The organism is Dactylosporangium salmoneum, from assembly GCF_039532525.1.
Taxonomy (GTDB): Bacteria; Actinomycetota; Actinomycetes; order Mycobacteriales; family Micromonosporaceae; genus Dactylosporangium; species Dactylosporangium salmoneum.
Map to the genome: position 1 here is coordinate 101,211 of NZ_BAAARV010000022.1, position 26,873 is coordinate 128,083.

General features: G+C 70.4%; 25 protein-coding genes and 4 tRNA genes. 13 read left to right on the top strand and 16 right to left on the bottom strand.

The features are described from left to right. Positions 1-72: 72 nt before the first annotated feature. Entirely contained in the window at positions 73-258 is a 186-nt protein-coding gene (locus ABD352_RS13625; RefSeq protein ID WP_344612683.1) for a hypothetical protein, read from the bottom strand. A gap of 120 nt (positions 259-378) precedes the next feature. On the opposite strand from ABD352_RS13625, the gene ABD352_RS13630 reads away from it, so the two are divergent. Next, complete coding sequence (locus ABD352_RS13630; protein WP_344612684.1) at positions 379-630, top strand: hypothetical protein; 252 nt, start codon at positions 379-381, stop codon at positions 628-630. 283 nt (positions 631-913) lie between these two features. Further along, positions 914-1,048, top strand: a complete 135-nt coding sequence (locus ABD352_RS13635) for a hypothetical protein (protein WP_344612685.1) — start codon at positions 914-916, stop codon at positions 1,046-1,048. A 181-nt stretch (positions 1,049-1,229) separates the two neighbouring features. Here the strand turns inward: ABD352_RS13635 and ABD352_RS13640 are convergent, their stop codons facing one another. After that, the gene (locus ABD352_RS13640) at positions 1,230-1,976 is read right to left on the bottom strand and encodes a GntR family transcriptional regulator (RefSeq protein ID WP_425553539.1); all 747 of its coding nucleotides are present in this window, start codon (positions 1,974-1,976) and stop codon (positions 1,230-1,232) included. 123 nt (positions 1,977-2,099) lie between these two features. Between ABD352_RS13640 and ABD352_RS13645 the strand changes: the two genes are divergently transcribed. The 4 genes from ABD352_RS13645 to ABD352_RS13660 are packed head-to-tail and all read left to right on the top strand — an operon-like array spanning position 2,100 to position 6,507. Beyond that, positions 2,100-3,035: a phosphate/phosphite/phosphonate ABC transporter substrate-binding protein gene (locus tag ABD352_RS13645; protein ID WP_344612686.1), complete on the top strand. Its 936-nt coding sequence runs from the start codon at positions 2,100-2,102 to the stop codon at positions 3,033-3,035. A 15-nt stretch (positions 3,036-3,050) separates the two neighbouring features. Next, on the top strand, positions 3,051-3,833 hold the full coding sequence (gene phnC, locus ABD352_RS13650; RefSeq protein ID WP_344612687.1) for a phosphonate ABC transporter ATP-binding protein: 783 nt from the start codon (positions 3,051-3,053) through the stop codon (positions 3,831-3,833). Then, the gene (gene phnE, locus ABD352_RS13655) at positions 3,830-5,494 is read left to right on the top strand and encodes a phosphonate ABC transporter, permease protein PhnE (RefSeq protein ID WP_344612688.1); all 1,665 of its coding nucleotides are present in this window, start codon (positions 3,830-3,832) and stop codon (positions 5,492-5,494) included. Before phnC ends, phnE begins: the two co-directional genes overlap by 4 nt. Next, positions 5,491-6,507, top strand: coding sequence for a zinc-binding dehydrogenase (locus ABD352_RS13660; RefSeq protein WP_344612689.1), 1,017 nt, complete (start codon positions 5,491-5,493; stop codon positions 6,505-6,507). The genes phnE and ABD352_RS13660 overlap by 4 nt, the downstream gene beginning before the upstream one ends. Here the strand turns inward: ABD352_RS13660 and ABD352_RS13665 are convergent. Then, a complete protein-coding gene (locus ABD352_RS13665) occupies positions 6,458-7,366 on the bottom strand; it encodes a hypothetical protein (protein WP_344612690.1) in 909 nt (302 codons plus the stop codon). The two genes, ABD352_RS13660 and ABD352_RS13665, sit on opposite strands and share 50 nt — an antisense overlap. After that, a complete protein-coding gene (locus ABD352_RS13670; protein WP_344612691.1) occupies positions 7,363-7,695 on the bottom strand; it encodes a PadR family transcriptional regulator in 333 nt (110 codons plus the stop codon). The genes ABD352_RS13665 and ABD352_RS13670 overlap by 4 nt, the downstream gene beginning before the upstream one ends. A gap of 154 nt (positions 7,696-7,849) precedes the next feature. On the opposite strand from ABD352_RS13670, the gene ABD352_RS13675 reads away from it, so the two are divergent. The 3 genes from ABD352_RS13675 (at position 7,850) to ABD352_RS13685 (ending at position 12,341) form a co-directional block, all read left to right on the top strand. Further along, complete coding sequence (locus ABD352_RS13675; RefSeq protein ID WP_344612692.1) at positions 7,850-8,932, top strand: ParB-like protein; 1,083 nt, start codon at positions 7,850-7,852, stop codon at positions 8,930-8,932. A gap of 135 nt (positions 8,933-9,067) precedes the next feature. Beyond that, positions 9,068-10,732, top strand: a complete 1,665-nt coding sequence (locus tag ABD352_RS13680; protein ID WP_344612693.1) for a lamin tail domain-containing protein — start codon at positions 9,068-9,070, stop codon at positions 10,730-10,732. 421 nt (positions 10,733-11,153) lie between these two features. After that, on the top strand, positions 11,154-12,341 hold the full coding sequence (locus ABD352_RS13685) for a sugar efflux transporter (RefSeq protein ID WP_344612694.1): 1,188 nt from the start codon (positions 11,154-11,156) through the stop codon (positions 12,339-12,341). A 43-nt stretch (positions 12,342-12,384) separates the two neighbouring features. On the opposite strand, the gene ABD352_RS13690 is transcribed toward ABD352_RS13685, so the two are convergent. After that, positions 12,385-12,837 carry a DUF6228 family protein gene (locus ABD352_RS13690; protein WP_344612695.1) on the bottom strand — a complete coding sequence of 151 codons (453 nt, stop codon included), beginning with the start codon at positions 12,835-12,837 and terminating at the stop codon, positions 12,385-12,387. A gap of 120 nt (positions 12,838-12,957) precedes the next feature. After that, entirely contained in the window at positions 12,958-15,168 is a 2,211-nt protein-coding gene (locus ABD352_RS13695; protein ID WP_344612696.1) for a WD40 repeat domain-containing protein, read from the bottom strand. Positions 15,169-15,844: 676 nt separating this feature from the next. On the opposite strand from ABD352_RS13695, the gene ABD352_RS13700 reads away from it, so the two are divergent. Continuing rightward, positions 15,845-16,297, top strand: coding sequence for a hypothetical protein (locus ABD352_RS13700; RefSeq protein WP_344612697.1), 453 nt, complete (start codon positions 15,845-15,847; stop codon positions 16,295-16,297). A gap of 759 nt (positions 16,298-17,056) precedes the next feature. Further along, positions 17,057-18,277, top strand: a complete 1,221-nt coding sequence (locus ABD352_RS13705; protein ID WP_344612698.1) for an Imm21 family immunity protein — start codon at positions 17,057-17,059, stop codon at positions 18,275-18,277. Positions 18,278-18,864: 587 nt separating this feature from the next. Here the strand turns inward: ABD352_RS13705 and ABD352_RS13710 are convergent. From ABD352_RS13710 to ABD352_RS13745, 8 genes are all read right to left on the bottom strand, one after another. Continuing rightward, complete coding sequence (locus ABD352_RS13710; RefSeq protein ID WP_425553541.1) at positions 18,865-19,737, bottom strand: WD40 repeat domain-containing protein; 873 nt, start codon at positions 19,735-19,737, stop codon at positions 18,865-18,867. Further along, a complete protein-coding gene (locus ABD352_RS13715) occupies positions 19,679-20,881 on the bottom strand; it encodes a WD40 repeat domain-containing protein (RefSeq protein WP_344612700.1) in 1,203 nt (400 codons plus the stop codon). Before ABD352_RS13715 ends, ABD352_RS13710 begins: the two co-directional genes overlap by 59 nt. Before the next feature lie 900 nt (positions 20,882-21,781). Further along, on the bottom strand, positions 21,782-22,111 hold the full coding sequence (locus ABD352_RS13720; protein ID WP_344612701.1) for a helix-turn-helix domain-containing protein: 330 nt from the start codon (positions 22,109-22,111) through the stop codon (positions 21,782-21,784). Then, positions 22,108-22,479 (bottom strand): type II toxin-antitoxin system RelE/ParE family toxin, encoded by a 372-nt coding sequence (locus ABD352_RS13725; RefSeq protein WP_344612702.1) that lies wholly within the window; start codon positions 22,477-22,479, stop codon positions 22,108-22,110. Before ABD352_RS13725 ends, ABD352_RS13720 begins: the two co-directional genes overlap by 4 nt. A 154-nt stretch (positions 22,480-22,633) precedes the next feature. Beyond that, a tRNA-Val gene (locus ABD352_RS13730) sits at positions 22,634-22,708 on the bottom strand. A gap of 31 nt (positions 22,709-22,739) precedes the next feature. After that, positions 22,740-22,810: transfer RNA gene (locus ABD352_RS13735), tRNA-Cys, on the bottom strand. Positions 22,811-22,825: 15 nt separating this feature from the next. Beyond that, positions 22,826-22,898: transfer RNA gene (locus ABD352_RS13740), tRNA-Gly, on the bottom strand. Positions 22,899-23,004: 106 nt separating this feature from the next. Next, entirely contained in the window at positions 23,005-24,060 is a 1,056-nt protein-coding gene (locus ABD352_RS13745; RefSeq protein ID WP_344612703.1) for a CapA family protein, read from the bottom strand. A 71-nt stretch (positions 24,061-24,131) separates the two neighbouring features. Here ABD352_RS13745 and ABD352_RS13750 point away from each other — a divergent pair. Continuing rightward, a tRNA-Gly gene (locus ABD352_RS13750) sits at positions 24,132-24,204 on the top strand. Between the two features lie 13 nt (positions 24,205-24,217). Here the strand turns inward: ABD352_RS13750 and ABD352_RS13755 are convergent. Both ABD352_RS13755 and ABD352_RS13760 read right to left on the bottom strand, forming a co-directional pair. Further along, positions 24,218-25,102 carry a hypothetical protein gene (locus ABD352_RS13755; RefSeq protein WP_344612704.1) on the bottom strand — a complete coding sequence of 295 codons (885 nt, stop codon included), beginning with the start codon at positions 25,100-25,102 and terminating at the stop codon, positions 24,218-24,220. A 46-nt stretch (positions 25,103-25,148) separates the two neighbouring features. Next, entirely contained in the window at positions 25,149-25,889 is a 741-nt protein-coding gene (locus ABD352_RS13760; RefSeq protein WP_344612705.1) for a YaaA family protein, read from the bottom strand. Between the two features lie 264 nt (positions 25,890-26,153). Between ABD352_RS13760 and ABD352_RS13765 the strand changes: the two genes are divergently transcribed. Continuing rightward, positions 26,154-26,669, top strand: a complete 516-nt coding sequence (locus ABD352_RS13765; protein WP_344612706.1) for a hypothetical protein — start codon at positions 26,154-26,156, stop codon at positions 26,667-26,669. Positions 26,670-26,873 lie beyond the last annotated feature (204 nt).

A 26,873-nucleotide genomic window follows, 5' to 3' on the forward strand; every position in this document is an offset into this window, starting at 1 on the left:
ACTACGAAACGCTCGAGTACGCGGCGCCGCGGGCCGTGCGCATGGTGGCCCGCGCCGCCGCCTCGGGCCGGCTCAGCGCACGCCGACGCTGTCGACCATCCAGTACCAGTTGTTGTTCCCGTCGTACATCCGGAACGTGACCCGCATGCTCTTGGTGCCGGCGGGCACGGCGACGGTGAGGGACTCGTCCTTGGCGATGGCGTCGGCGCGGTAGGCCTTGACCGTGGTGGCCGCGCTGCCGTCGAAGGAGACCAGCACGTCGCCCTTCTGGGCGCTCTCCTGCCGGTAGAGCGTGGTGACGCCAGCGTCACCGACGACCGCCCGGTGACGGTGTAGGCGGGGGAGACCAGCGAGGAGTCGAAGGAACTGCCGCCGGACTTGTCGGCGAACTCGTCGGTGTCGGCCACGGCGACGACGCCCCGGCCGCGCACCCCGAGCTCGCGGGACTGGCCGGCCTCGGCCCGGGTCCAGAACTCGTCGGTGGTGAACGCCCAGCCCCGCCACTCGGTGACCCCGCCGGTGGGCATGCGGCTGTTGTCGATGGTCCAGCCGTTGACCCCGGCGTGGCTGAAGCCCACCACGCCGGCCGGGATGCCGGTCTCGTCGACCCGGCCCGAGAGGCTCGGGTAGGCGGCGTCGAAGTCGTCGCCGCGGGCCGCGTAGAGCGAGCGGCCGTCGAGGCCCCAGGCCGGGTTGACGGTCACGCCCATGTGGGTCAGCGCCGTCACGGCGACGTCGACGAGCCGGGTGTCGATCGGGCGCTGGCCGGCGGCGATGCCGGGGCCGTTGGCGACGACGAACGTGCGGCGCTCCGGGATCGAGTTGCCGCCGTGGCCGCCGGCGTCGGTGTGGCCGTGGTCGGTGGCCACCTCGATGAGCCAGCGCTCGCCGGCGTACGTCGCCCGGGACCGTCTTGTCAGCGCTCACGCCGTTCGGCAGGGTCGGCGGGGTCACCGGGTTGGGCACCGGCGGGGGCGGCGCGGTGATCGGGGTGTTGGCCACGGTGACGTCGTCGATGGCCCAGTACCAGTTGTTCGCCGCGTCGTAGAGGCGCCAGGCGAAGCGGGCCGTGGTCGCGCCGGCCGGCACGGCGACCGAGCGGGTCACGGAGGCGTTCTCGGCGTCGGCGCCCGCGTTGGCGTCGGCCGCGTTCGGGCCGTAGTGCAGGACCGTGGCCGCCCGGCGCCCGGGCGACCGACCGGAGAACGGCTCGGAAAGGTTCGAACCTGTTACCGTTCCGCAACCAAGTGCGTCTCGAAGCCGATCCGGTCGCCCCGGTACAGCGATCGCACCTGCTCGATCGGGGTGCCGGAGGGGTCCCGGCTGAGCCGCTGCATGAGCAGCATGGGCAGGGCCGGGTTGGTCTGCAGCAGCAGCGCCTCCCGCGGACTGGCCAGCGCGGTCTCGATCCGCTCGGTCGCCTCGGCGAACACCACGCCCAGCTCGTCTTGCAGGCAGCGGTACAGCGACGCGCTCGGCTCGAACACGTCGAGCAGCGTCGGGTACCGCTGCGCCGACAGGTACGTGGTCTCCAGCCCGAGCGGCTCTCCGTCGGCCAGCAGCACCCGCTCCAGGCGGATGACGGGCGCGCCCGGCTCGATGGCCAGCGCCGCGGCGATCTCGTCGTCGGCCGGGATCTCCTCGAAGGCGATGACGGTACGGGACGGCTGGTGGCCCAGCGCCCGCAGCGACTCGGTGTAGCTGGCGAGCGAGAGCGGGTGGATGAGCTTGGGCTGGGCCACGAACGTCCCGCGGCCCTGCTGGGCGCTGAGCCGCCCCTCGATGACCAGCTCCGAGATGGCCTGGCGGACCGTGGAGCGGGCGACGTTGTAGCGGGCGGCGAGGTCCCGCTCCGGCGGTAGGGGCGCCCCGACCTCCAGCCGGGCGATCTCGTCGAGGATCAGCGCCTTGACGGCGTAGTACTTCGGGACCCGGCCGTGGGCGGGAATTCCGGAGCGATAGGTGGAGGCCGACACCTCCGCCAGCGTAGACGATAACGGAATTATAACAGGTACGAACCTTTTGGCGGTCGTTCCTGCCTCGTTCATCTGCCCTCCCTACCTTGGCGGCCGTTCATGCATGCCAAGAAGGGTTTGCCAATGAAGATCTCCGTTCGCATCGCGCTCGGGGTGGCCACTGCCGCGGTCTTGCTGGCCGGCGCGACGGCGTGCTCCTCCGACTCGGACTCCTCCACCTCGTCGGGCGCGTCGGGCGCGGCCTCGACCGGCAAGTTCGCCAAGGACTCCGGCACGCTCGTGTTCGGCGTCGTGCCGGACACGGCCTCCACGCAGCAGAACTACCAGCCGCTGCAGGACTACATCGCCAAGATCACCGGGCTCAAGGTCGAGTACCGCGAGTCGTCGGACTACGCCGCCCTCATCGAGGCGTCGGTCTCCGGCAAGGTCGACATCGCGAGCTTCTCCGGGTTCACCTACGTGACCGCGAAGAACAACGGCGCGAAGATCACGCCGTTCGCCTCCATCATCACCAAGCAGGGCCAGGAGCCCGGCTACTACTCCGAGGCGATCGCCCCGGCCAACTCCTCCATCAGCAAGATCGAGGACTTCAAGGGCAAGAAGGTCTGCTTCGTCAGCCAGACCTCGACCTCGGGCTACCTGTACCCGAGCTACAACCTGCTCAAGGCCGGCATCGACCCGACCAAGGACGTGACCCCGGTCTTCGCCGGCAAGCACGACGCGTCGGCGCTCAAGGTGTCGCAGGGCTCCGAGTGCGAGGCCGGCTTCGCCGAGGACGTCGCCGTCGAGGCCCAGCCCGGCCTGAAGGTCATCAGCAAGACCTTCGTCATCGGCGCGCCGATGACCGTGTCGGACGGGCTGCCGGCCGACCTCAAGCAGAAGATCGTCTCCGGCCTCCAGAACGTCACGATCGACCAGATCAAGGCGGCGGGCGTGGCGAACGCGGACTCCGACAACTTCAAGAAGACCTTCTACGCGCTGGCGCCGGTCGACGACTCGAAGTTCGACGTCATCCGCGACCTGTGCAAGCAGACCAAGGCCGCGGCCTGCAACGGCTGAGCTGAGGACATTGACATGACGGTCAGCGACGCGGCACCCGCGGTCGAGGTGCACGGGCTCAGCAAGACCTTCGGGCAGGTCGCCGCCCTGCGGGACGTGTCGCTGACGGTCGGCCGGGGAGAGATCGTCGTCCTGCTCGGGCTCTCGGGCTCGGGCAAGACGACGCTCCTGCGGCACATCAACGGACTGGAGACGCCGAGCGCCGGCAGGCTCACCGTCCTCGGCGAGGACCTCGCCGGCCTGCGCGGGCGCGACCTGCGCAGGCTGCGCGGCCGCATCGGCATGGTGTTCCAGCAGTTCCACCTGGTCGGCCGGCTGACCGTCCTGGAGAACGTGCTCACCGGGGCGCTGGCCGGCCTGCGCGGGCCGCGGCTCGGCATCGCCTCCTACCCGCGGGAGCTGCGCCGCAAGGCGCTGACCCACCTGGACCGGGTCGGCCTGCTGGACAAGAGCTACCAGCGGGCCGACACCCTCTCCGGCGGCCAGCAGCAGCGGGTCGCCATCGCCCGGGCCCTCATGCAGGACCCCGAGATCCTGCTCGCCGACGAGCCGGTCGCCTCGCTCGACCCGGAGTCGAGCGACCAGGTGATGGCCCTGCTGCGGGAGATCGCCGCGGAGCGCGGCCTCACCGTGATCTGCAGCCTGCACCAGGTGGAGCTCGCGCTGGCCTGGGGCGAGCGGGTCGTCGGCATGCGCAGCGGCGGCGTCGTGCTCGACACGCCGGCCGCCGACCTCACCCGCGAGGCGGCGATGCGGATCTACGGCAGGATGACGGCCTCGCTGGCGGAGGCGCAGTGAGCGCCGTCGACGCCCCCGAGGTCGACCTCGAGCGGGCGGTCAAGCGGCCCGGACCGGCGCCGTCCACATTGGTCGCCGCCGGGCTGCTGGTCGCCCTGCTCGTCTTCGCGATCTGGTCGATCGGCGAGATCGGCTTCACCGCGGAGACGTTCACCGAGAGCATCGACAAGGTCGGGCCGTTCATGGACCGCATGCTCCCGCTGCGCTTCCCGCCGATGGCGGACCTGTTCCGCTCGATCGGCATCACGCTCGGCGTGGTGCTGTGCGGCACGGCGCTCTCCGCGCTGCTGTCGGTGCCGATCGCGTACATCTCGGCCCGCAACACCAGCCCCGCCCCCTGGCTCGTGCCGATCGGCCGGGCGATCGGCGTCGTCGCCCGCGCGGTGCCGGACGTCGTGCTGGCCATGCTCTTCGTGCTGCTGTTCACGCTCGGCTCGCTGCCGGGCATCCTGGCCATCGCCCTGCACTCGATCGGCATGATCTCCAAGCTCTTCGCCGACGCCATCGAGCAGATCGACGAGGGACCCCGCCACGCGGTCCGGGCCACCGGCGCCTCGCGGGCCCAGGAGTTCTGGTCCGGGATCTTCCCCCAGGTGCTGCCCTCCTGGATCGCCACCACGCTGCACCGCGCCGACATCAACCTGCGCGGCTCCGTCCTGCTCGGCTACGCCGGCATCGTCGGCCTCGGCTACGACCTGCGCCTGTCCCTGGAGTCGCTGAACTACCACAAGGCGATGGCCTTCGCGCTCGTCATCTTCCTGCTCTGCGTGCTCTTCGAGATCATCTCGACCACGATCCGGGCCCAGCTGCTCGGCGGCCCGTCGCGCCGGACCCGCCGCGCGGCGCCGTCCGCCGGCCGGGTGCTGACCGTCGAGACCGCGCTGCGGCGGCCGTGGACCGGCGACCGCATCCGGTCCATGGTCTCGATCGTCGCCGCGGTGGCCGCGCTCGTCGGCGCGGTCGTGATCTCCGAGGCGCACTGGCTGGACCTGTTCAGCTTCTGGAAGCAGATCCCGCTCCTGGTCGACCGCGCCTGGCCGCCGTCGATCGAGCCGCGCACCTGGTCCGACGTCTTCGACGCGCTTACCGTCACGCTGGAGATCGCGGCCGCCGCCACCCTGCTGAGCCTGGTCGCCTCGCTGCTCGTGGGCCCGCTGGCGGCCCGCAACGCCGCGCCCAGCGGCGTGGTCCGGGCGGCGTCCCGCCTGCTGCTGCTGATCGTCCGCTCGATCCCCGAGCTCATCCTCGCGATCGTGCTGATCATCATCTCGGGGCTGGGTCCTCAGGCCGGTACCATCGCGCTCGCCTTCGTCGGGATCGGCCTGCTCGGCAAGCTCATCGCGGACTCGCTGGAGGAGACGCCGATGGGCCCGCAGCTGGCCGTGCGCTCCGTCGGGGGCACCCGCACGCAGGTCTTCTTCTCGGCCACGGCGCGGCTGAGCGTGCCGGCCCTGGTCGGCCACACGCTGTACCTCTTCGACAGCAACATCCGCTCGGCGACCGTCCTGGGCATCGTGGCGGCCGGCGGCATCGGCTACTACCTGGTCGACGCCACCCGGGTGTCGCGCTACGACCAGGTCACCGCGTTTGTCATCGTGCTCGTGCTGGCCGTGCTGGTCGTCGAGGCGATTTCCGCGATCATCCGGCGGGCGCTGCGGTGACGGTGCGCTACGCCCGCTGGGACGGCCCCGGCGTGCCCTTCGCGCTGGTCGAGGCGGACGGGCCGGCGGACCTCGCCGACGGGGAGCTGCTGGTCGAGATCGAGCTGGCCACGATCTGCGGCAGCGACCTGCACACCGTGGCCGGCCACCGCCCCGCCCCCGCGCCGACGGTCCTCGGCCACGAGCAGGTCGGCCGGGTCGTCGCCGGCGGGCCGGGGGAGCGGGTCGTCTGGTCGGTGGCCGTCTCCTGCGGCGAGTGCGAGCGCTGCGCCCGGGGCCTCACCCAGAAGTGCCTGCGGCTGCGCAAGTTCGGCCACGAGCCGCTGGCCGTCGGCTGGACCCTGAGCGGCGGGTTCGCCACGCACGCCGTGCTGCCGCGCGGGACGACGGTCGTCCCGGTCCCCGAGGACCTGCCCGCGGAGGTGGCCGCGCCCGCGTCCTGCGCGACCGCCACCGTTGCCGCGATGCTGGATGCAGTACCGCCCGTGGCCGGCCGAAGGGTCCTGATCACCGGCGCCGGCATGCTGGGCGTGACCGCTTCCGCCATGGCCGCCTCGGCCGGCGCCGAGGTGACGGTGTGCGACCCCGACCCGGCCCGGCGCGCCCTCGCCACCCGCTTCGGGGCCGCCTCGGCCGTCGGCCCCGACGAGCTGCCGGCCGGCGTCGACGTGGCGCTGGAGCTGTCCGGCGCGGCCCGGGCCGTCTCCGGCTGCCTCGACGCCCTGGCCGTCGGTGGTCACGCGGTGCTGGCCGGCTCGGTCTCGCCCGGCCCGTCCGTCCCGCTCGACCCGGAGCGGCTGGTGCGCGGCCTGCTGAGCGTGACCGGCGTGCACAACTACCGCGCGGAGCACCTGCGCCGGGCCGTGGACTTCCTGGCTGTCGCCTACGAGCGGTACCCCTTCGCCGAGCTGGTGGGGGAGCGCTTCGGCCTGGCCGGGCTCGACCAGGCCTTCGCGCCCGCCGCTAGCTCGACCGCCCTTCGACGGGCAGTCGTCCCCGTAGCCACACGGTGATCGGGATCGCGGCCAGCCCGGCCGCGACGTCGAGCGCGGCCCGCACGGCCGCGGTGCCGATGTCCGGCGGCGGCCAGCCCGACCACACGGGCTGGGCGAGCAGCAGGATCGGCGTGAGCAGGATCAGCAGCGGCCAGAAGGCCCGGCGGTCGCGGCGGGCGAGGAAGACCACGCCGGCCCCGGCCGCCACGACGCCGATCAGGGTGGCCGTGTACTCCAGGACGGGCTGCGCGCCGTAGGAGAACGGCATCGGCGCGACCAGGGCGGCCAGCCCGGCGCCGGCGAGCGCCCCGGTCGCGGTGATGATCCTTCGCTGCCTGGTTGTCCCCAGCGCGACGATGCCGAGCGCCGCCTGCGGGACCAGGAGGAACAGTGGTGGGCGGAAGGTGATCATGGGCGGGGTGGGCACCACGACGCCCATGGTGACCGCAAGGGCGAGCCACACGGCCGGGCGGGCCCGCCCGAAGAGCAGGCCGATCGGCGGCAGCAGCCAGGCCAGCCAGACGATCGTGCCGAGCGTGAGGAACGGTCCCGGCCGGTGCTCGGACAGGAAGGGCAGGTAGTGGGGATCCCGCGGGTCCTCGATCCGCAGGAACGCCCCGGCCATGATCGCCGCGCCCACGATGGCCAGTCCGGCGGCGAAGGGCAGCGCGTCCTCGAGCCCGCCCGCCCGGTGCTCCCGCAGGCGTTGGCGCAGGCCGCCGCGGACCAGGTCGAGCACGTCGCCGGGGCGGGGGCGGCGCTGGCCGGGCCGGGCCAGGTCGAGGTACATGTCGACGAGCTCGTCGCCGCGCTCGGCGCGGTAGGCCGATGGGTACCAGCGGAGCAACCTGACGTACCGATCCCGCAGGCTGCTCATGCGAACCCCAGCTCTCGGGCCGCGAGCCGCCGGGTCGCCGCCTCGACGCCGACCCGCCGCCGCTCGGTCTCGGCCCGCAGGGCGCCCGCCCCCGCATCGGTGATCCGGTAGTAGCGCCGGGCCCGCCCGTCGACGATCTCCTGCCGGTCGGGCGTCACGAGCCCCTCGTCGGTGAGCCGGTCGAGCGCCCCGTAGAGCGTCCCCGGCCGCAGCTCGACCAGCCCACCGGAGAGCTGCGCCACGTCCTTGATCAGCCCATACCCGTGCATCGGCTCCCGCGCGAGCGCGGTGAGGATCAGGAACGTCGGTTCCCGCATCGATCCGCTCATGGCGTCAATATATCGGTGACGAAGATATCTTCGCCACCAGGCGGATCGGTGACGTCAGATCATTCCCCCGGGTTCACCTGCACGTCATGGATGCGCTTTCGCGCGTTGGATGATCCCCGCCACGCTCGGTCAACATCCACAGCGAGGAGCACGCATGATGCGCTTCAGATATCCGTCGCGTCGTGGCGCGGTGCTCGGGGCAGCGATCGCCGTCGTGGTCGGGGCCGGGGTCGCCGCGCTCGCGCCAGTCGCGTTCGCCGCCCCGGGAGCGCCGGGTACCCGGCCGTCGTTCTGTGACCACGACCAGCGCAAGACGCCGTTCGCGCAGTACCTGTGCGCCGAGGCCGGTGACCTGCTCGACGTCCGCATCGGCGACGTGCACCCGACGCAGCCGTCACTGGGCTACGACGAGGTCTACTACAAGCTGGGCCGCTACACCCTGGGCAAGGACGCGATCAACAAGAAGTTCGACGACTGGTGCGAGGCCGACGGCCGGGTCGCGGCGGCGACGGTCTCCCCGGGCGCGCGGCTGGACGACCCGTCCTCGTTCACCTGCCAGCTCACCGTCGGCGCGGAGACCGCGGACAGCGTCGCCGTGATGAAGACCGTGGTGATCGGCCCCGGCGGCGAGCCGTTCCTCACCGACGGGCACCACACGCTCACGTCGTTCTACGAGACCCCCGACGGCGGCGCCAACCTGCACGTCCGGCTGCTCGTGCAGGCCAACTTCAGCACGCTCACCCGCCAGGACTTCTGGGCGCAGATGCAGGCGCACAAGTGGGTGTACCTGCGTGACCCGCAGGGCAAGCCGACCACGGTGAACAAGCTGCCCACGAGCGTCGGGCTGGCCAACTTCACCAACGACCAGTACCGCAGCCTGCTCTACTTCGGCCGCGACATCGGCTACGCCCAGAACGGGCTGCCGTTCCAGGAGTTCTACTGGGGCAGCTGGGTCCGCGACGCCAAGCCGATCGACCTGGCCACCTGGAACTCGAACGACCTCGCGAGCTACCTCGGCACCGTCAAGGCGCTGACCCAGACGATGACCGCGCTGCCCAAGCAGACCGTGGTCGACAGCGGGTTCACCGCCGTCCAGCTCGGCGCGCTGGAGCAGTGGAACGACGGCAAGGCCGCCAACAAGGGCGAGTTCGACAAGCTCAGCAAGCCGTACAGCGACGCCAAGCCCGGCAAGCTGGCCTACACCCTGGAGTACAAGCGGGTGCACGGCCTGGGCTGACGCCCGTCCGGCCGCCCGGCGACTCTCGCTCGCCGGGCGGCTTCGCTACTGGGCGTTCCGCCGCCCAGCATGTGACATTCAGCAGGCTTCGTCACGTTCAACTCTCCCAAGGGTCTCGGCGACTCGGACAAGCTGGTGATCTACACCGCGGGCGGCACGGTGGTCGACCGCGTCGAGTGGGCCACGAACAAGGCCAAGCCGGCGATGGCCCGCTGCGGCGGAGACGGCACCGGCGCGTGGGTGACCACCACGACCGCGACGACGTTCGGCACCGCGAATGCTCCCGGGTGCCCGGCGACGATCCCGGCCGCGAGCAAGGTGCGGATCAACGAGGTGACCTCGAACGGCGCCGACACCGTCGAGCTGTACAACGGCGGCACGAGCGCGGTCAGCATCGGCACGTGGAAGTACGTCGACGGCGTCACCTCCAGCTCCACGTCCTCGATCTCGTCGTCGTCGCCGAGTGCCACCAGCATCCCCGCCGGCGGGTACGTGACGTTCAACTCCAAGATCGGCCTCGGCGACAACGACTCGCTGTTCCTCATCGATGGCAGCGGCAACACGGTCGACTCGGTGACCTGGGCGCTCGACGGGGCCAAGCCGTCGGACGAGCGGTGCGCCAACGGCACCGGCTGGTTCCAGACGGCCACCACCGCGACGCTCGGTGGCGCGAACTCGTGCGCGGGCGGCTCGCCGACCCCGACGCCAACCCCGACGCCGACCGCGACGCAGCCGCCGACCGGCCAGCTGCTGGGCGGCGGCGGCGCGTTGACGAGCGGCTGCACCCCGGAGGCGCCGTCGGGCACGGGCTCGACCCCGGCCGGCACCCTGCCGTGGCCCGGCGGGCTGGATGTCACCATCGCCGACAACGTCTGCGCTTTCACGACCTCTACGGGACCCGAAGGCCGTGACGTGAGTGGCCTGGTGTTCGACCCGTCGAACCCGTCGGCGCTGTGGGCGGTGAAGAACAAGAACTGGCTGTTCAAGCTGGTCAAGAGCGGGAGCAAGTGGATCCCGGACGCGTCCTGGAGCGCGACAGGCAAGCAGATCCGCTTCGCCGGCGGGTCCGGTCAGCCGGACTCGGAGGGGCTGACGATCGGCGGCAACGGCCACATCTACGTCACCTCCGAGCGCGACAACAGCAACAACACGGTCCCCAGGGACACGATCATGGAGTTCGACCCGGCCGCGACCGGTTCGACGCTCACCCCGCTGCGCCAGTGGGACATGACCTCGCAGTTCCCGCAGCTCAACACCGGCAACAAGGACGACGCCAACCTCGGCTTCGAGGGCGTGGCGTACGTGCCGGACAGCTGGCTGACCGCCAACGGCTGGACCGACCCGCTGACCGGGGCGGCCTACAACCCGGCGAACTACCCGCTGCACGGCTCGGGCCTGTTCTTCGCCGGCCTCGAGTGGGACGGCACGCTGCACGTCTACGGCCTCAACTCGGACGGCTCGTTCACGACCTTCGCCACCATCTCCACCGGCAAGGCCTCGGTCATGGACGTCATGTTCGACGCCGGCACGCAGCGCATCGTCGCGACGTGCGACAACACCTGCGGCGAGACGCACACCTTCATGAAGGTCAACGCCGGCGGCGCGATCGTCCCGGACGTGACCTACACGAACCCGGCCGTGATGCCGATCGACAACCTCGAGGGCTTCGCGATCGCCCCGACCTCGACGTGCGCCAACGGCTCGCGCGAGGCGGTGTGGTCCGACGACGGCATCTGGGGCTTCGGGTCCGGCAAGTCCTCGTACGGCCACGCCCTGTACAGCGGCACGTTCCCCTGCTGAGCGCTGCGGCGCAGGCGGGTCATCTCCCAGGCGGTTCACACCTGGGAGATGACCCCTCCAGCACGACGGCGACCTGGCTGCGTACGCGGCCGTTCGCACCCCGTGCCCTCCGCCGGGCATTCGAGGACAGGCGTGATCGGGACACCTACGCCCAGACGCTGCATGCGTCGGTAAAGATCTCGTTCGGTGTTGAAACTTGCAACGGTGCGCGTCCTGGACGGCGGTGCTGGCCGAGCGGTAATCGACCACCGCTCGCTGGTGAGCAGCAAATTCAATCGATGGCACGGCCATTGCGGAGCGTGCGGACGGGGTGACGGTGACGTTCGTGAGCTGGTAGCCTCCTCGGCGCGCCCGGCATGGCAGGTACCGCCGTCGATGCCGCTGTGGCGGGCGTTGGTGCCGTCGCGATCCAGGGATGTGGATGCAGATGGTCTTCGGCGCGGGGCGCGTGGTCGAGGCGAAGCTGCCGCACCTGCTGGCCTGCGTCCTGCTGCTGGGCATTGCCGACTCCATGATCGGGCCGTACCTGGTGCTGTTCGGTGCGGACCGGGCGCGCCTGTCTCCGCTTCAGGTAGGTGTATTCCTCTCCGTCATCGCCGTCAGCGGGCTGTTCGTAACGCCCTGGCTCGGTCGCCGGTACGACCGCGGTGCCGGCCGGTGGCCGGCGTTGGTCGCCGTGCTGGCGCCGGCCGTCGGGTACCTCGCGCTGAGCACGACCACCAGGTACGCCCTGCTGCTGGTCATCGGGGCGGGACTGCTCGGCGCCGGCCTGGCGGCCTTCTCGCAGGTGTTCGCGCTGGCGCGTACCCACCTGGACCGAGCGTCCGGTGGCGCGTCGGGACGCGGAACATTAGCGCTGCGGTCGGTGTTCTCGTTGGCCTGGGCCATCGGCCCGATCCTTGGGTCAGCGGCGCTGGCGTGGCGGGGATATGGCGGCCTGCTGCTGCTGACATCACTGGCGTTCGCACTGATCACGGCACCGCTGCTGCTGTTGGGTGCCACGCCGGTCACACCCCGGACCGCGCAGCAGCCGCCGACGCCATCCCGGTTGCGGCGGCCGGTGCTGCTGGTGGCGGCCAGTTTCACGCTGTTCAACACGGCGATGTGCGCCGGCTCGGTCGCGCTGCCGCTGTACGTCACCCGTACCCTGGCCCGGCCCGACCAGGACGTGGGGCTGCTGGCCAGCACGGGCGCACTGGCGGAGATACCGGCGGCGCTGAGCCTGATCCTGCTGCCGGCCCGGGTACGCCAGCAGCGCGTGATCCTGCTGGGCATGCTGCTGTTCGTGGTGTACTTCGCGCTTGTCCCGGCCAGCTCCAGCCTGCCGCTGCTGATCGCCGCCCAGGTGGCCCGCGGCGTGGCCATCGCCGCGGTCAACGCGCTGGGCATCACCTACATCCAGGACCTGATGCCCGAGGCCACCGGCCGCGCGACCGCGCTGTTCGGCAACGCGTTCATCACCGCATCGCTGGTCTCCGGGCTCGTCGCCGGCGCGACCGCGCAGGCTCTCGGATACCGGGCGGCGCTGCTGCTGTGCGGGCTGATCAGCGCCGTGGGCTGCCTGCTGCTGATCAGCGCCCGGCAGGCGCCACGTGAGCTCACCCTCTGAGCCGAAGAAGACTCAGCCGATCGAGCGGCGGTGCAACACGCCGTCACCCAATTTGACACTCAGCCCGAATGTGAGCGGTGATGGCATCGACCAAGCCGGTCATCTGCTCGCCAGCTTCGATGACGAAGGCGATTTGTGCGGACCAGGCTTCGTCGGCATAGGGCTGGGCGGGAGGTCTCAGCGTCACGCGCAGGGTGACGTGACCAAGACCGTCGTGGCAGGCGTCCAGTCGCAGCTCCTGCTCGAACGATCGCCAGGTACGAACCCCGGGCCACCCCTGCCAGGCTTCCTTCAGCTCACGCAGATACGTGGTGAGCGGCGGATTGTCGAACCGCGCGACGGTCGCCGTGGTCTCTGCGTTGATCCCCTCGTCGTGCAGCTCGACACGGAACGTCCACATGTCCTCGTCCCCGAGGGGATCGGTGAGTGGATGGAGCACGAGCCGGGCTGTCTGAGGGGGTAGCTGAATTACGAGGGGTGCCACCATGGGCGACATGCTGCCGCACGGCGACCCCCGTCGCCATAAGATCGTCTGCCGAAATCTGTTGCTAGGTAAGGGTTCCGGTCCCGCAAACGTTCACTGACGTACGTGGCTGTTCGCTTCGGTAACCCCCTGTTAGCCCCAACAGGCCATCACGTGGGCGGTACGGCCAGCGGATAGGCGCATGACGGCGACCTGGCTGCCGTATCCCACGGCGAGGTGGCCGTCCGGCAGCAGAGATAGCGCATACACCTCCCCCGGCGTCTCGGTGTGGCCCAACTGCTCACTCGTCGCGGGGTCCCACAACCGCACCGTGTAGTCCTGGCCGCCGGAGGCCAGCAGCGTCCGCCCGTCCGGCAGCGGCACCGCCGCCACCGCCGTGACCCCATCGGTGTGACCGGTCAGCGGCACACCCACCAGCTCACCGGTACTGGGGTCCCACAGCCGCACCGTGTGGTCCCGGCTGCCGGAGGCCAGCAGCATCGATCCGCCCGGCAGTGGCACTGCCGCCACCGCCACAACCTCGCCGGTGTGGCCGGTCAGCGGCGTACCGATCGGCTCTCCGGTGCTGGGGTCCCACAGCCGCACCGTGTGGTCCCGGCTGCCGGAGGCCAGCAGCATCGATCCGCCCGGCAGTGGCACCGCCGCCACTGCCGTGACCCCACCGGTGTGACCGGTCAGCGGCACACCCGCCGGCTCACCAGTGCTGAGGTCCCAGAACCGCACCGTGCCGTCGCCGCTGCCGGAGGCCAACAGCGTCCGCCCGTCCGCCAGCGGCACTGCCGCCACCGCCACAACCTCGCCGGGGTGGCCGGTCAGCGGCGCACCGATCGGCTCTCCGGTGCTGGGGTCCCACAGCCGCACCGTGTGGTCCCGGCTGCCGGAGGCCAGCAGCATCGACCCGCCCGGCAGTGGCACCGCCGCCACCGCCGCGACCCCACCGGCGTGACCGGTCAGCGGCAAACCCACCTGGTCATCAATGGCGGGGTCCCACAACCACACCGTGCCGTCGCCGCTGCCGGCGGCCAACAGCATCGACCCGCCCATCAGCGGCACCGCCGCCACCGCCACAACCTCGCCGGGGTGGCCGGTCAGCGGCGCACCGATCGGCTCTCCGGTGCTGGGGTCCCACAATCGCACCGTGCCGTCGCCGCTGCCGGAGGCCAGCAGCGTCCGCCCGTCCGGCAGCGGCACTGCCGCCACCGCCGCGACCCAGTCGGTGTGGCCGGTCAGCGGCGCACCCGCTGGCTCACCAGTGCTGGGGTCCCACAATCGCACCGTGTAGTCCTGGCTGCCGGAGGCCAGCAGCGTCCGCCCATCCGGCAGTGACACCGCAACTACCGAACGGACCCCGCCACTGTGGCCGGTCAGCGGTACACCTACCGGCTCGCCAGTGCCGGGATCCCACAACCGCACCGTGCCGTCCCAACTGCCGGAGGCCAGCAGCGTCCGCCCGTCCGCCAGCGACGCCGCCGCCACCGCCGCGACCCCGCGACTGTGGCCGGTCAGCGGCGTACCGACCGGCTCGTCAGTGCCGGGATCCCACAACCGCACCGTGCAGTCGAAGCTGCCGGATGCCAACAGCATCGGCCCGCCCGGCAGCGACACCGCCGCCACCGCCTCGACCGGGCCGGTGTGCAGCGGTGCACCCACCGGCTCACCAGTGCCGGGATCCCAGAACCCCACCGTGCCGTCGCCGCTGCCGGAGGCCAACAGGGTCCGCCCGTCCGGCGATGGCACCGCCGCCACCGCGTGAACCCAGTTGTGGTGGCCGGTCAGCGGCGCACCGACCGGCTCACCAGTGCCGGGATCCCACAACCGCACTGTGCGGTCCTGGCTTCCGGAGGCCAGCAGCATCGACCCGTCCGGCAGCGGCACCGCCGCCATCGCCCGAACGCAGCCGGTGTGGCCGCGTAGCGGCGCACAGAATGCCGGTGGTGCAGTGCTCCATACCGGATCGATCACCGACCCATGGCCCCAACCAGCCGCCCACGCGTCAGCATCAACCGCCCCGAACCCGGACATCGCAATCCGCAACCGATCACCCTGCCCCGTAACCGACACCCCCGCAGCCGGCAGCCCCGCAGCCGACAGCACCGCTGCCCACACCCGGCCCTGCTCACCAGCGCTATGCAATGCCAGCAGCAACACCGGGGGATCCACGTGGGACAACAACCCCGGAGCCGCAACCAGCTCATCCAACCGGCCTACCGCCGCGGCCAACCCCACCAGCCGCCGCACTCCATCGGCCGGCATCGCCGACCACCCCACCAACGCCGCCGACAACAACTCACGCTCAAACTCCGAAGCCGCGCCATCCACCATCACAAGCCCCCAGGTCGTCACGGACCCTGAACACCTACCAGACGCCCAACACCCCCTGCAGGCAGGCTGGAACAGAGGGGAACCGACCCTCTGCTGTTCCAGCCGCTTGGTCATCCGTCCGGCGAGCAGAGACAGAGGTGATCGAGGTGTCCCCGGCAAAGCGCAGGTCAACGCTGGTTGATGGACGCCAGGGACAGCAAGGACACCCACACCCATACGCTCACACGTCGGTGACGATCTCGCTCAGCGACGAGCGACGCGGTGTCCAGTCGAGATTCCCGTGCGGAGGGTTCCTCTGGACCGGCACTGCCCGTCTGGCTGTGGCCTCGGCGGGCAGCTTGTTGGCAGGGCGGCTGCGGTGCCGTAGACCCCCTGAATGGCTCAAGGACCGTTTCCGACTTGCGGAAACGGCCTTGAGCTTGGTGGGAGGCGCGCAGCCCTGGCCGCCGGTGACGCCGGAGGCACACCCCCGGGTGCAGCGGCCGGAGGCCCTGCCCGCCGGAGGCAAGACGGCAACCACATCGGACCGATACAGCACGGTGGCGCGAGCTGTCGGTGGCGTCACGTTCGACGCCGCACGCCCTTCGGCCCCGGCGTCGGTCTATTCTTGCCGGGTGCTGACCCGTGCCGAACTGGTGCCCGACACCGCTCACCCCCGTTAGGGACCGCACCGTGCGGCCCCGATTGGGGTCAAACCATGTCACGCACCGACCGCGACGCACCTTACTGGGCCCGCGCAACGTGGTGGGCGCCGCTGCACCGATGTGCCGCGCTGTGCACCACCGAGTACCCGGGCCGCGCCCGGCTCGCCCGATGCCTTCGAACGGCCACCACCGCCACGGGGACGCGGCTCGGCCGGCGGCTCGCCCCACGGACCGCACAATGCGATCTGCCCGCGGTGCCGGACCTGCGGCAGCACCTCACGACCGGGACCCCCACCCGCTGCATGTGGCGCCCGATCGGCGAACGCCTGCCGTGGGCTCAGGATGGCCCGACCCGCAGGTTCGTCCTGACCACCTGGACGAGACCCCAGCGTGCCCGGGTCCGCGACCAGTGCCACTTGGCCGTCCAGCACCACCGCGCCACTGGCATCGTGGACGTCGAACCCACCACCGAAGACCACCGGCACAACGCCCGCTGGCACTGGTGACACCCCCGAACCAAGCTCGGCCTCGACCACGCGACACCGTCGCGGGTCGAGCGCAGTCGCCAGCTGGCGCCGCCAACCGGCCGCCGCAGGGGCTGGCAAATCACGACAAATGGACGCGGCTCCGTCGACAAGTGGTGTCGCGACTTGATGAACGCAGCGTGATAGCGCTGGCTCTGGCCCCTCATCGTGAGGACGGCCGGGGCTTCGGCGTGTCCGCTGGACCTCGCGCACGGCCGGGGTCGCCGTGCCGGGAGCGAAGCTGCAAGGCGCGGCGTGCCCCAAGCGGTGCGCAGCGGCCCGCCAGGGCCGCCTTGACGCCCGGCGGCGGATGCGACCTGGATCACCGGTCGCGGTGCTCGATCGGCTGCTTCGGGAGGACCGATGGCTAGCGACCAAGATCTTCTCCCACGGGGGTCCAGCAACGAGAAAGGACCGGCGCCCCTGTGGGGCTTACCGGTCCTGACCTGGTGTTTGTTGGTGGGCGATACTGGCTTTGAACCAGTGACCTCTTCCGTGTCAACGCCATGACGTCCGGGCCGGACGTGCCGAGACCTGTTGCTAAATAAGGGTTCTAGGTCCGCAACCGTTCGCTGACGTACGTGGCTGTTCGCTTCGGTGACCCCCCGGCTAGCCCTCTTGGGTGAGGGCTGCAACAGGTGGCCGCGATCCGGGCGCAAGGTCAGGTGCGCACTTTTGCCGCCGAACGCGCGTCACGCGTCGTGATAGCTTCCGGGGCATGGCCGACTGTACGGGCAGTCCATGAGCACGGCGCCCGGGCGGCTGGCTGTTCTCACCGAGCCGGTCAAGATTGTTCTGCTGGATTGCGACGGGCCGATCTGCAACGTCTTCGGCGCCCGCACGGCGGCGCGGGTCGCTGCCGATCTGCGGGGGATACTCGCCGGCCACAGTGTTGAACTCCCTGAGGACGTGGTCCAGGAGGATCCGCTCGGTGTGCTGCGGGCGACCGCGCGGCTGGCTCCGCAACTGGCTGGAGATGTCGAGGCTGCGCTGCGCGTCGCCGAGATGGAGGCAGCGGCCAGTGCAGAAACTACGCTTGGCGCCTTCGACGTTGTCGGGGCGTGCATCCACACCGAACGCCTGCTCGCCATCGTCAGCGACACCTCGACCGACGCGATCGGCGCCTACCTGCAGCGCCGTGATCGAGCGCGCTACTTCGCCGCGGTCGTCGGCCGCGACAGCGCCGATCCGGCCCTGCTGACGCCGAGCCCGCGCCGAATCACACGGGTGGTCCAGGCGTTGGGGGCGGACCCGGCCGAATGTCTGTTCGTCAGTGCCGCGTCTACTGGCATTGAAGCGGCCCGGCGGGCAGGGATCATCTGCGTCGGCTACGCGGGCAGGCCCGGCACGGCCGAGCGCCTGGTGCGTGCCGGCGCACACGTCGTCATCGATGCGATGCACGAGCTCGCGCACGCCATCACCACCACACGGAGCCCCCGTCACGCGTTCCCCTGGATCGATACGACCGGGGGCCCGCTCGTCGTGGTCCCCGCATCGGCGCTGCCGCATTGGCACGGCACCGGCGACTTCTTCACGGCGAACTCGGATTCGGACGACTGGGGAGACTACGGCCGCGCGTGCGCCGTGGCCGGCTACGCCGGCCTCATCTCGGTCGGTGACGTCCAAGCGCTGGTGCTGGCCGACGAGCCGGCGGCCACGACGTACCTGGCAGGCCGTCGCGCCTTCGTCCGATGGATCTACGCCCGATCCGAGGCGGATCTCATCAGACTCGTTCCGCAGGCCATCGAATCAGCCTGCTGGGAGCCGGTCGGCGACTGGGTCGTCGTGGAGGCGGCCGAGATGTTCGACTCCACCCTTGCCGGCACCGATCGCCAGGCCGGATCGCGACTGACCATTAGCGTCGAACCGGGCACGTACCAGGTCCGCACGGCTTACGTCGAGCCCGACCCTGAGACAGTCATGGTCATCACGCAACTGGTCCCGGCTGCGGTTCAGGGATAGACGTGATCAAGGTTTACTCGGCAAAAGTACAGGTTAGTGCCGGTTGAGGGACGCCGGGGACAGGTTCCTCCGGGACCGGCACACACCGGCCGGCCGCTGCCTCGCTGGCCTTGATGATCTACATGACGCTGCGCCGCGGCCTGGCGATGTCGTACGCCCAACCCGGAACGACCGAAGATCCTCGTGGCCGAAGCGAAGCGAGGCCGAGTCCGGGCGAGCGAAGCGAAGCCAGTGCCGAGGCGAAGCGAGGCATCGGGGGGCGTGGGGTGGCACAGCCCCCCACAGAAGCGAGCGAAGCGAGTGGAGGAATCCACAACCGAGTAGCGCGAAAAAGGGGCGGAGCCGCTTGAGCAGGCTCCACCCCTCGGTGGTGGGCGATACTGGCTTTGAACCAGTGACCTCTTCCGTGTCAACGCCATGATGTCCGGGCCGGACGTGCCGAAACGTGTTGCCGGGTAAGGGTTTTAGGTCCGCAAGCGTTCGCTGACGTACGTGGGTGTTCGCTTCGGCGACCACCCCTGTTAGCCCATCGGGATGGCTGCGACAGGCTGCCACGTGGGCGGCCCAGCGTCTCTTGTCGGGTGTCTTTACGGAAGGTCAGCGGATAGGCGCATGACGGCGACCTGGTCGCCGTAGCCTACGGCGAGGTGGCCGTCTGGCAGCAGAGATAGCGCATACACCGATCCTGGCGTCTCAGTCTGGCCCACCTGCTCACTCGTCGTGGGGTCCCACAGCCGCACCGTGCGGTCTTGGCTGCCGGAGGCCAGCAGCGTCCTTCCGTCCGGCAGTGGCACCGCCGCCACGGCCTGGACCGTGTTGGTGTGGCCGGTCAGCGGTTTACCTACCGGCTCACCGGTGGTGGCGTCCCACAGCCGCACCGTGCGGTCTTGGCTGCCGGAGGCCAGCAGCGTCCTTCCGTCCGGCAGTGGCACCGCCGCCACGGCCTGGACCGTGTTGGTGTGGCCGGTCAGCGGCGCACCCACCGGCTCACCGGTGGTGGCGTCCCACAGCCGCACCGTGTAGTCGTGGCTGCCGGAGGCCAGTAGTGTCCGTCCGTCCGGCAGTGGCACCGCGGCCACCGCCTCGACCCAGCCGGTGTGGCCGGTCAGCGGCCTACCTACCGGCTCACCGGTGGTGGGGTCCCACAACCGCGCCGCGTCGTCGATGCTGCCGGAGGCCAGTAGTGTCCGTCCGTCCGGCAGTGGCACCGCCGCCAACGCCTGGACCGAGTCGGACTGGCCGGTCAGTGGCGCACCTACCGGCTCACCGGTGGTGGGGTCCCACAGCCGGACCGTGCGGTCGTGGCTTCCGGAGGCCAGCAGTGTCCGTCCGTCCGGCAGTGGCACCGCGGCCACCGCCGTGATCGAGTCGGTGTGGCCGGTCAGCGGTTTACCTACCGGCTCACCGGTGGTGGGGTCCCACAGCCGGACCGTGTAGTCGTGGCTTCCGGAGGCCAGCAGTGTCCGTCCGTCCGTCCGGCAGTGGCACCGCGGCCACCGCCTGGACCTCGTCGGTGTGGCCGGTCAGCGGTTTACCTACCGGCTCACCGGTGGTGGCGTCCCACAGCCGCATCGTGTGGTCGTCGCTGCCGGAGGCCAGTAGTGTCCGTCCGTCCGGCAGCGGCACCGCCGCCACCGCCCAAACCCAGGAGGCGTGGCCGGTCAGCGGCGCACCTACCGGCTCACCGGTGGTGGCGTCCCACAGCCGCATCGTGTGGTCTTGGCTGCCGGAGGCCAGCAGTGTCCGTCCGTCCGGCAGCGGTACCGCCGTCACGGCCTGGACCTCGTCGGTGTGGCCGGTCAGCGGCGCACCTACCGGCTCACCGGTGGTGGGGTCCCACAGCCGGACCGTGCGGTCGTGGCTTCCGGAGGCCAGCAGTGTCCGTCCGTCCGGCAGTGGCACCGCCGCCACCGCCTCGACCCAGGAGGAGTGGCCGGTCAGCGGCCTACCTACCGGCTCACCGGTGGTGGGGTCCCACAGCCGGACCGTGTGGTCTTGGCTGCCGGAGGCCAGCAGTGTCCGTCCGTCCGGCAGCGGCACCGCCGTCACGGCCTGGACCCGGTTGGTGTGGCCGGTCAGCGGCGCACCTACCGGCTCACCGGTGATGGGGTCCCACAGCCGGACCGTGCGGTCGTGGCTGCCGGAGGCCAGCAGCGTCCGTCCGTCCGGCAGCGGTACCGCCGTCACGGCCTGGACCCGGTTGGTGTGGCCGGTCAGCGGCGCACCTACCGGCTCACCGGTGGTGGGGTCCCACAACCGGATACTGTCGAAGCCGCCGGAGGCCAGCAGTGTCCGTCCGTCCGGCAGCGGTACCGCCGCCACCGCCCAGACCGTGTTGGTGTGGCCGGTCAGCGGCGCACCCACCGGCTCACCGGTGGTGGGGTCCCACAACCGGACCGTGCCGTCGCCGCTGCCGGAGGCCAGCAGCGTTCGCCTGTCCGGCAGCGGTACCGCCGCCACCGCCCGGACATCGTCGGTGTGGCCGGTAAGTGGCGCACCCAATGCCGACGGCACGGTGCTCCATACCGGCTCCACCACCGACCCGCCGCCCCAACCGGCCATCCGCGCCTCAGCATCAACGGCCGCGAACCCTGACATCGCCATCCGCAACCGATCACCCTGCCCGGCAACCGACACCCCCGCAGCTGGCAGCCCCGCAGCTGCCAGCACCTCTGCCCACACCCGACCCTGCTCGCCAGCGCCGTGCAACGCCAGCAGGAACGCCGCGGGATTCACATCGGACAACAACCGCGGAGCCGCTACCAGCTCATCCAACCGGCCTGCCGCCGCAGCCAACCCCACCAACCGCCGCACCCCACCGGCCGGCATCGCCGACCACCCCACCAACGCCGCCAACAACAACTCACGCTCAAACACCGAAGCCGCGCCATCCACCATCACGGCCCCTATGCCACCACGACCGCCCGAACGCACGCCAGAGCCTGCAGGCAGGCTGGAACAGAGGGGCCAGCCGATCCCCATCTGTTCGAGCGGATTCTTGCGGCGTGATCAAGGTGTCCTCGGCAAAGGTGCAGTTCAATGGCGGGTAAGGGACACCAGGGACAGCTACGCCCACGCACCGCATGCGTCGGTGATGATCTTGTTCAGTGTTGAGTGGCGCTGGGGGCCGACGACCCCGGACACCGCGACCTGTCTTGGGAATCCGGAGGCGACGCATCGGGCTGTATGGCAGCGAAGTCCAGCGACCGTATATCCACGCCGCTCGGCTTAGACCCCCTGAACGCCTCAAGGGCCGTTTCCGACTTCCGGAGACGGCCCTTGACCTGCTGTGGGCGATACTGGGTTTGAACCAGTGACCTCTTCCGTGTCACGATTCACCCTCGTGCGCCGACCAGGATCAATGTGTGTCGCCACCTGCACGAATAGTCCGCGGGAATCCGTGATCGTCCGCCAAGGTGCGCACTGGTCAACACTTAGTTAGAGGCGCAACCCGACCGGACTTGACCATCTGGAGCGCCGCGTTGAGCTACATCAAGAGTCGGATCACGCGACCCGCAGTGTGAGGGGACCCCGGGAGACGACGATCGAGACCTCAGCTCCGAGCGCTTCGGCGTAGGCGCGCAGTGTGTCCAGGCTGTCCACCTGCCCGTGCTCGATCTGGGAAATCCGGGCCTGGCTGATCCCGAGGATCGCGGCGACCTCGGTCTGGGTCAATCCAGCAGACTTACGCATCTCGGCGAGTTCATGCCCTCGGATGCGACCGAGATTGTCCGCCCGGATCTCCGCGCGCTCGGCCTCGGCCTCGTCACTGGCCAGCCATGGTTGCCGCGCCATCGCTTCAGCCTTGACATCACTCCATCGGCGAGCGGTCATGACGCCTCCTCGTTCTTGCGTTCGATCAGGTACTGCTCGTATCGGCTCTCCGCGATCGGGATGTTCTCTTGGTACCAGCGGACCCACTGGCCGGCCTTGTCCCCGGCGACCAGGATCACCGCTTCCCGTTCGGCGTCGAAGATGAACAACAGGCGGATCTCGGAGCGACCTGTCGAGCCAGGTCGTAGTTCTTTCAAGTTGTGTAGCCGGCTGCCGTGCACCCGGTCCACCATGGGCCGCCCGAGGCTCGGACCGGCCTGCCCCAGATGGTCGATCGCCTCCATGACGCGGTTGGCCGTGACCGGATCGGCCTCGCACAGGCCCAGGAACCATTCGTCGACCGGCCCGAGTAGCACGACCTCCCACATGCCCCCAGTATAAATCCCACCTTATGTCGCGACGGGGGCGATGGTCCAGTTCGGTCTCGGTGGTCCAGGGGACGCCTGAGTGTCATAGGCACTCAATGCACAGCAAGAGAGGGTATGTCGATCATCTCGACATACCCTCTGAACTGCTGTTATGTGGTGGGCGATACTGGGTTTGAACCAGTGACCTCTTCCGTGTCAAGGAAGCGCGCTCCCACTGCGCCAATCGCCCTAGAGGTGCCACACGTGATGCGGCGACTCCGAGGTGGGAACGGGATTTGAACCCGTGTACACGGCTTTGCAGGCCGTTGCCTCGCCTCTCGGCCACCCCACCGTGGTGACTATCCCGAGCGGACGACGGGATTCGAACCCGCGACCCTCACCTTGGCAAGGTGATGCGCTACCAGCTGCGCTACGTCCGCACCGCCCAGTTGCACCGGGCGACGGTTGGAAACTTTAGCCGACCGTCACCCCCCATGCCAAACCGGTATCCCGCTTCGGCGCGTCGAGGCAGTCCGACCTGCGGATTCAGGACGACGGGGACGGGGACAGGGCGGCGCAGGAACGCAACCCGGCGTACCGCTGGGAGAGCTTGGTGGCGGCGGCGCCGGTCAGCAGGACGGGCTGGCCGGTGTCGGAGACGACGGCGGGCAGGAACTCGGTCGCCGTGACCACGCGGTCGCGCACCGTCAGGCGCAGGACGCCCGCTTCCGTGCTCTTTGACGTGCCGTACCACAGGAAATTGCCCATCCCGTAGGCCACGAACGTGCGGCCCAGCCAGCCGGAGCCCTGCAGGGTGTGCGCGTGGGCGCCGATGATGAGGTCGGCGCCGGCCTTCGACAGCTGGGCGGCGAAGGTCTTCTGCTCGCCGGTGGGGCAGCTGTTGGCCTCCTCGCCCCAGTGGTTGAAGACGATCACCAGGTCGGCCTGGGCGCGGGCGGCGGTCACGGCGGCGATGGCGCGGTTGGTGTCGAAGGCCATGGCGATGCCGGGCTTGTCCGGGCCGGGGGCCCAGGTCGAGGCGAGCTCGTGGACCTGGCTGAAGCCCAGCAGGGCGATCTTGACGCCCTTCACGGTGGTGTACCACGGGGCGTACGCGTCGTCCGCGTTGCGCCCGGCGCCCACGTACGGGTAGTCGGCCGTGTGCAGAGCGTCAAGGGTGTCCAGCAGGCCCACCCGGCCGTAGTCCAGGGTGTGGTTGTTCGCGATCGTCACGGCGTCGATCCCGGCCGCCTTCAGCGCGTCGATCGCCTTCGGCTCGGTGCGGAAGTGGTACGTCTTGGGCTCCGGCGTGCCCCGCGACGTGATCGCCGTCTCGAGGTTGACCACGGTGAGGTCGGCGTCGGACAGCGTGGCCGCGATCGGGCCGAACGCCGTCGCCGGGTCCTTGAGCAGCGTGGCCGTGCGCTCCATGAAGTGCACGTCGCCGGCGAAGGCGAGGCGCAGCTCGGTGGGGGCGGCCGGGGAGCTCGCGGCCGGGGAGGGGCTCAGCGCCGGCGCCGTCGTGCTCGGCGGGGCCGGCGTGGCGGGGGCCGCGCTGCAGCCCGCGAGCAGCAGCGTCGTGGCGAAAGCACGCACCTTCACCGACGTCACGCTAACGGGTGAGGGGCCCCGCCAGAAGTGCCCGCCGGGAATGCGCTACAGTACTTCTGCACGCGGACGTAGCGCAGCTGGTAGCGCATCACCTTGCCAAGGTGAGGGTCGCCGGTTCGAATCCGGTCGTCCGCTCTCTTATTTCGGCCTATTTCCGCATTCGTACCGCGGGAATAGGCCGTTTTGGCGTCTTGCGCAGCACCCATAGAGGGTTCGACACGCCCACGACGGCACCGGCGGCCGAACGCACCTGCACTCGCACATAGTGGCCGGGCGATACCGTGAGGCGCTTCGATGCCGCGATTTGTGTCGACGGTACCGCCTGAGCCTCGTCGGCAACGCCGAGCACCACCTCCACTTTCCCGCCGGCCGGCACATCGGTCGCCACGACGTCGACGGTCACCGGCTTCTTGGTGACGTACACCGCGCCGAGCTGGGAGACGCCGCCGACGCGCAGGTCGAGCGTGCCGCGGAAATGCGTGAGATCGGTGAACCAGGCCGCCCCCTTGGCCAGCGCCGCCAGCAGATCGGCGCGCGAGGTGGAATTCGCCCAGACGTACGTGATGTCGTGCTCCTCGTTGGCCGCCCAATCCGTCGCGTCGTGGTCGTCGCTGCTGCCGACGGCGGTGAAGAACAGCCGCAGCGCCGTGCCGGTGCCGTCCTGCGGCGAATGCGGCGCGGCGACGAATTCGGCCACCGGGGCCGTCGCTGCCCCCTCGACGTGCCGCGACCACGTCCAGTCCAGTCCGCGCTCGGGCTCGCTCGGCCCGTCGAAATGCACCGCCTGCCGGTGCTCGAACGCCGCGATGCGAAAGTCGTGGTCGGTCCACCAGATCACGTCGACGCCGTACTTGCGGGCCTGCTCGAAATGCGCCGAGAAGCTCGCCAGCCCCTCGCTGAACGGCCCGTGGATGTGCATCGCCATGCTGACCGCCCGCGCTTTCCCGGCGGCGTTACCCAGCGGCAAGGAACCCGCCGCGAGCGCGGCACCGGCGGTGGCCAGAATGGTACGTCGGCTCAGCGTGCGGTCCACATTCCCCGACGTTCCCGGATCACCGCGAGCCCGCGCAGGCGAATCGCTAAAGCTGCTCCACATGGATGTCGAGCTGCCCGGACCCGGCCTCCTCGACCCGATACCCGAGTTCACGCAGCGTTTCCGCAAGCTTTACCGGCGTCCGCGGCCGCGCCCTGCTCTCCAGCAGCGCCCGCACGATCCGCCCCTTCGTCGCCTTGTTGAAGTGGCTGACCACCTTCCCGCCGTGCAACACCCGCACGCTCTGCCCGTTGCGCGGCGCCCACATCCCGGCGTACGCCGACGAGCGCAGATCCAGCACCAGGTCGTCCCCGGCCACCTCGTCGAGCACCGGCCCCAGCGCCCGCCGCCAGTGCTGCGTCAACGCCCCGGCCGCCGGCAGCCGTACCCCGATGGAGCACCGGTACGGCGGAATGCGATCGCCGACCCCGACGACCCCCCAGAGCCCCGAGAAGATCAGCAGTTGCTTGCCGGCCCGCCGCCGCGCCGCCGAGTCGAGCGTGGCCAGCCCGAGCGCGTCGTAGAGCACCCCGGTGTACACCTTCCCGGCCGGCGCGGCCGCCGCGCTCTCCAGCCGCGAGTTCCGCTCGACCTCCGCCGTCTGCCCGGCGGTGAGCCCGAGCGTGGCCAGCGCGGTCTCGGGCTCGGCGCTGAGCTTCACGAGCTCGTCGAGCACCGTCCGCCGCGCGTCACTGAGCTGCGGCAGCGAGAGCCCTTGGAGATCGAGCGGCTTCCCGCGCCGCGGCGCATCGGCCTTGCCTTCGGACGGCGGCAGAAGAATGAGCACCGCCCGACGCTACTGCGCCGCGAACCTCACGCCGGGGCCGGGATGGACCGCCGTCGCCCCCCGTTGCGTTCGACCGAGCGCAGCTCCCGCTCGGCGTCCACCGCGCGGGGCCGCGCACCATCATGTCCGGCTTCCACCGCGCCGCCGAAGGATGATGCGGTGAACAATCACGCTCACGGTGAAACCGGCCAATCCGGCCGCGAGAGCTTCCAGCCAAGTGGCACCGGCGGTCCATCGACGTGCGCCCGTGCCAAAATACCGGGCATGTCCACACCCGAACAGCAGCCGCATGTCCTGGTCGAGTGGTCGCAGTACCTGGCCGTCGTGCGGGGCAGCGTGTCTGATCGCTACGCCCGGTTCTACGCACCGCTGGCCATCGGCAGCGCAGCGCTGGCGTTCCTACCGCTCTTCGATGACGTGGTGGTGCACGACGGGGAGGGCAAATTGGAGTACACCACGCGGTACGGCACCGTGTTCGACATGGCCGGCCGCCACGGCGGCGGCCCGGCCGTAATCGGGGTGCTTCTGCTCGGCGCGCTGGTCGCCGCGCTGACCTACGCCGCGTTCCGCGCCCGTACCGCGGTCGTGCCGGGCGTGATCGCGGCCTGCGCCGGGCTGATCGCGCTGATGCTCGTCACGAAGCCCGGCACCGGTACCCCGACCCCGCACCTCAGCGACGGGGGCGTGGCCGGGCTGGTGCTCGCCCTGTGTGCGCTTGCACTTGGCGTCGTGCACGCGGTCCAGCTGAGCATGCTGAAGAGCCGTCTCGACCAGGCCTAGCCCAGAGTCATTGCGAGCGTTCAGGACAGCTGGAACAGAGGGGTCCTTCCCGGCGGGTTCCCCGTCTGTTCCAGCCGTCCCGAGGGCAAACAGGGGGGTACCGGAGCGAACAGCGGCGTACAGCCACGAACGCTGCGGACCTAAGGCGTGTTTCATAACCCAGTCATAGCCACTCGTTGATGATGGCGATGGTCAGGACGGCTT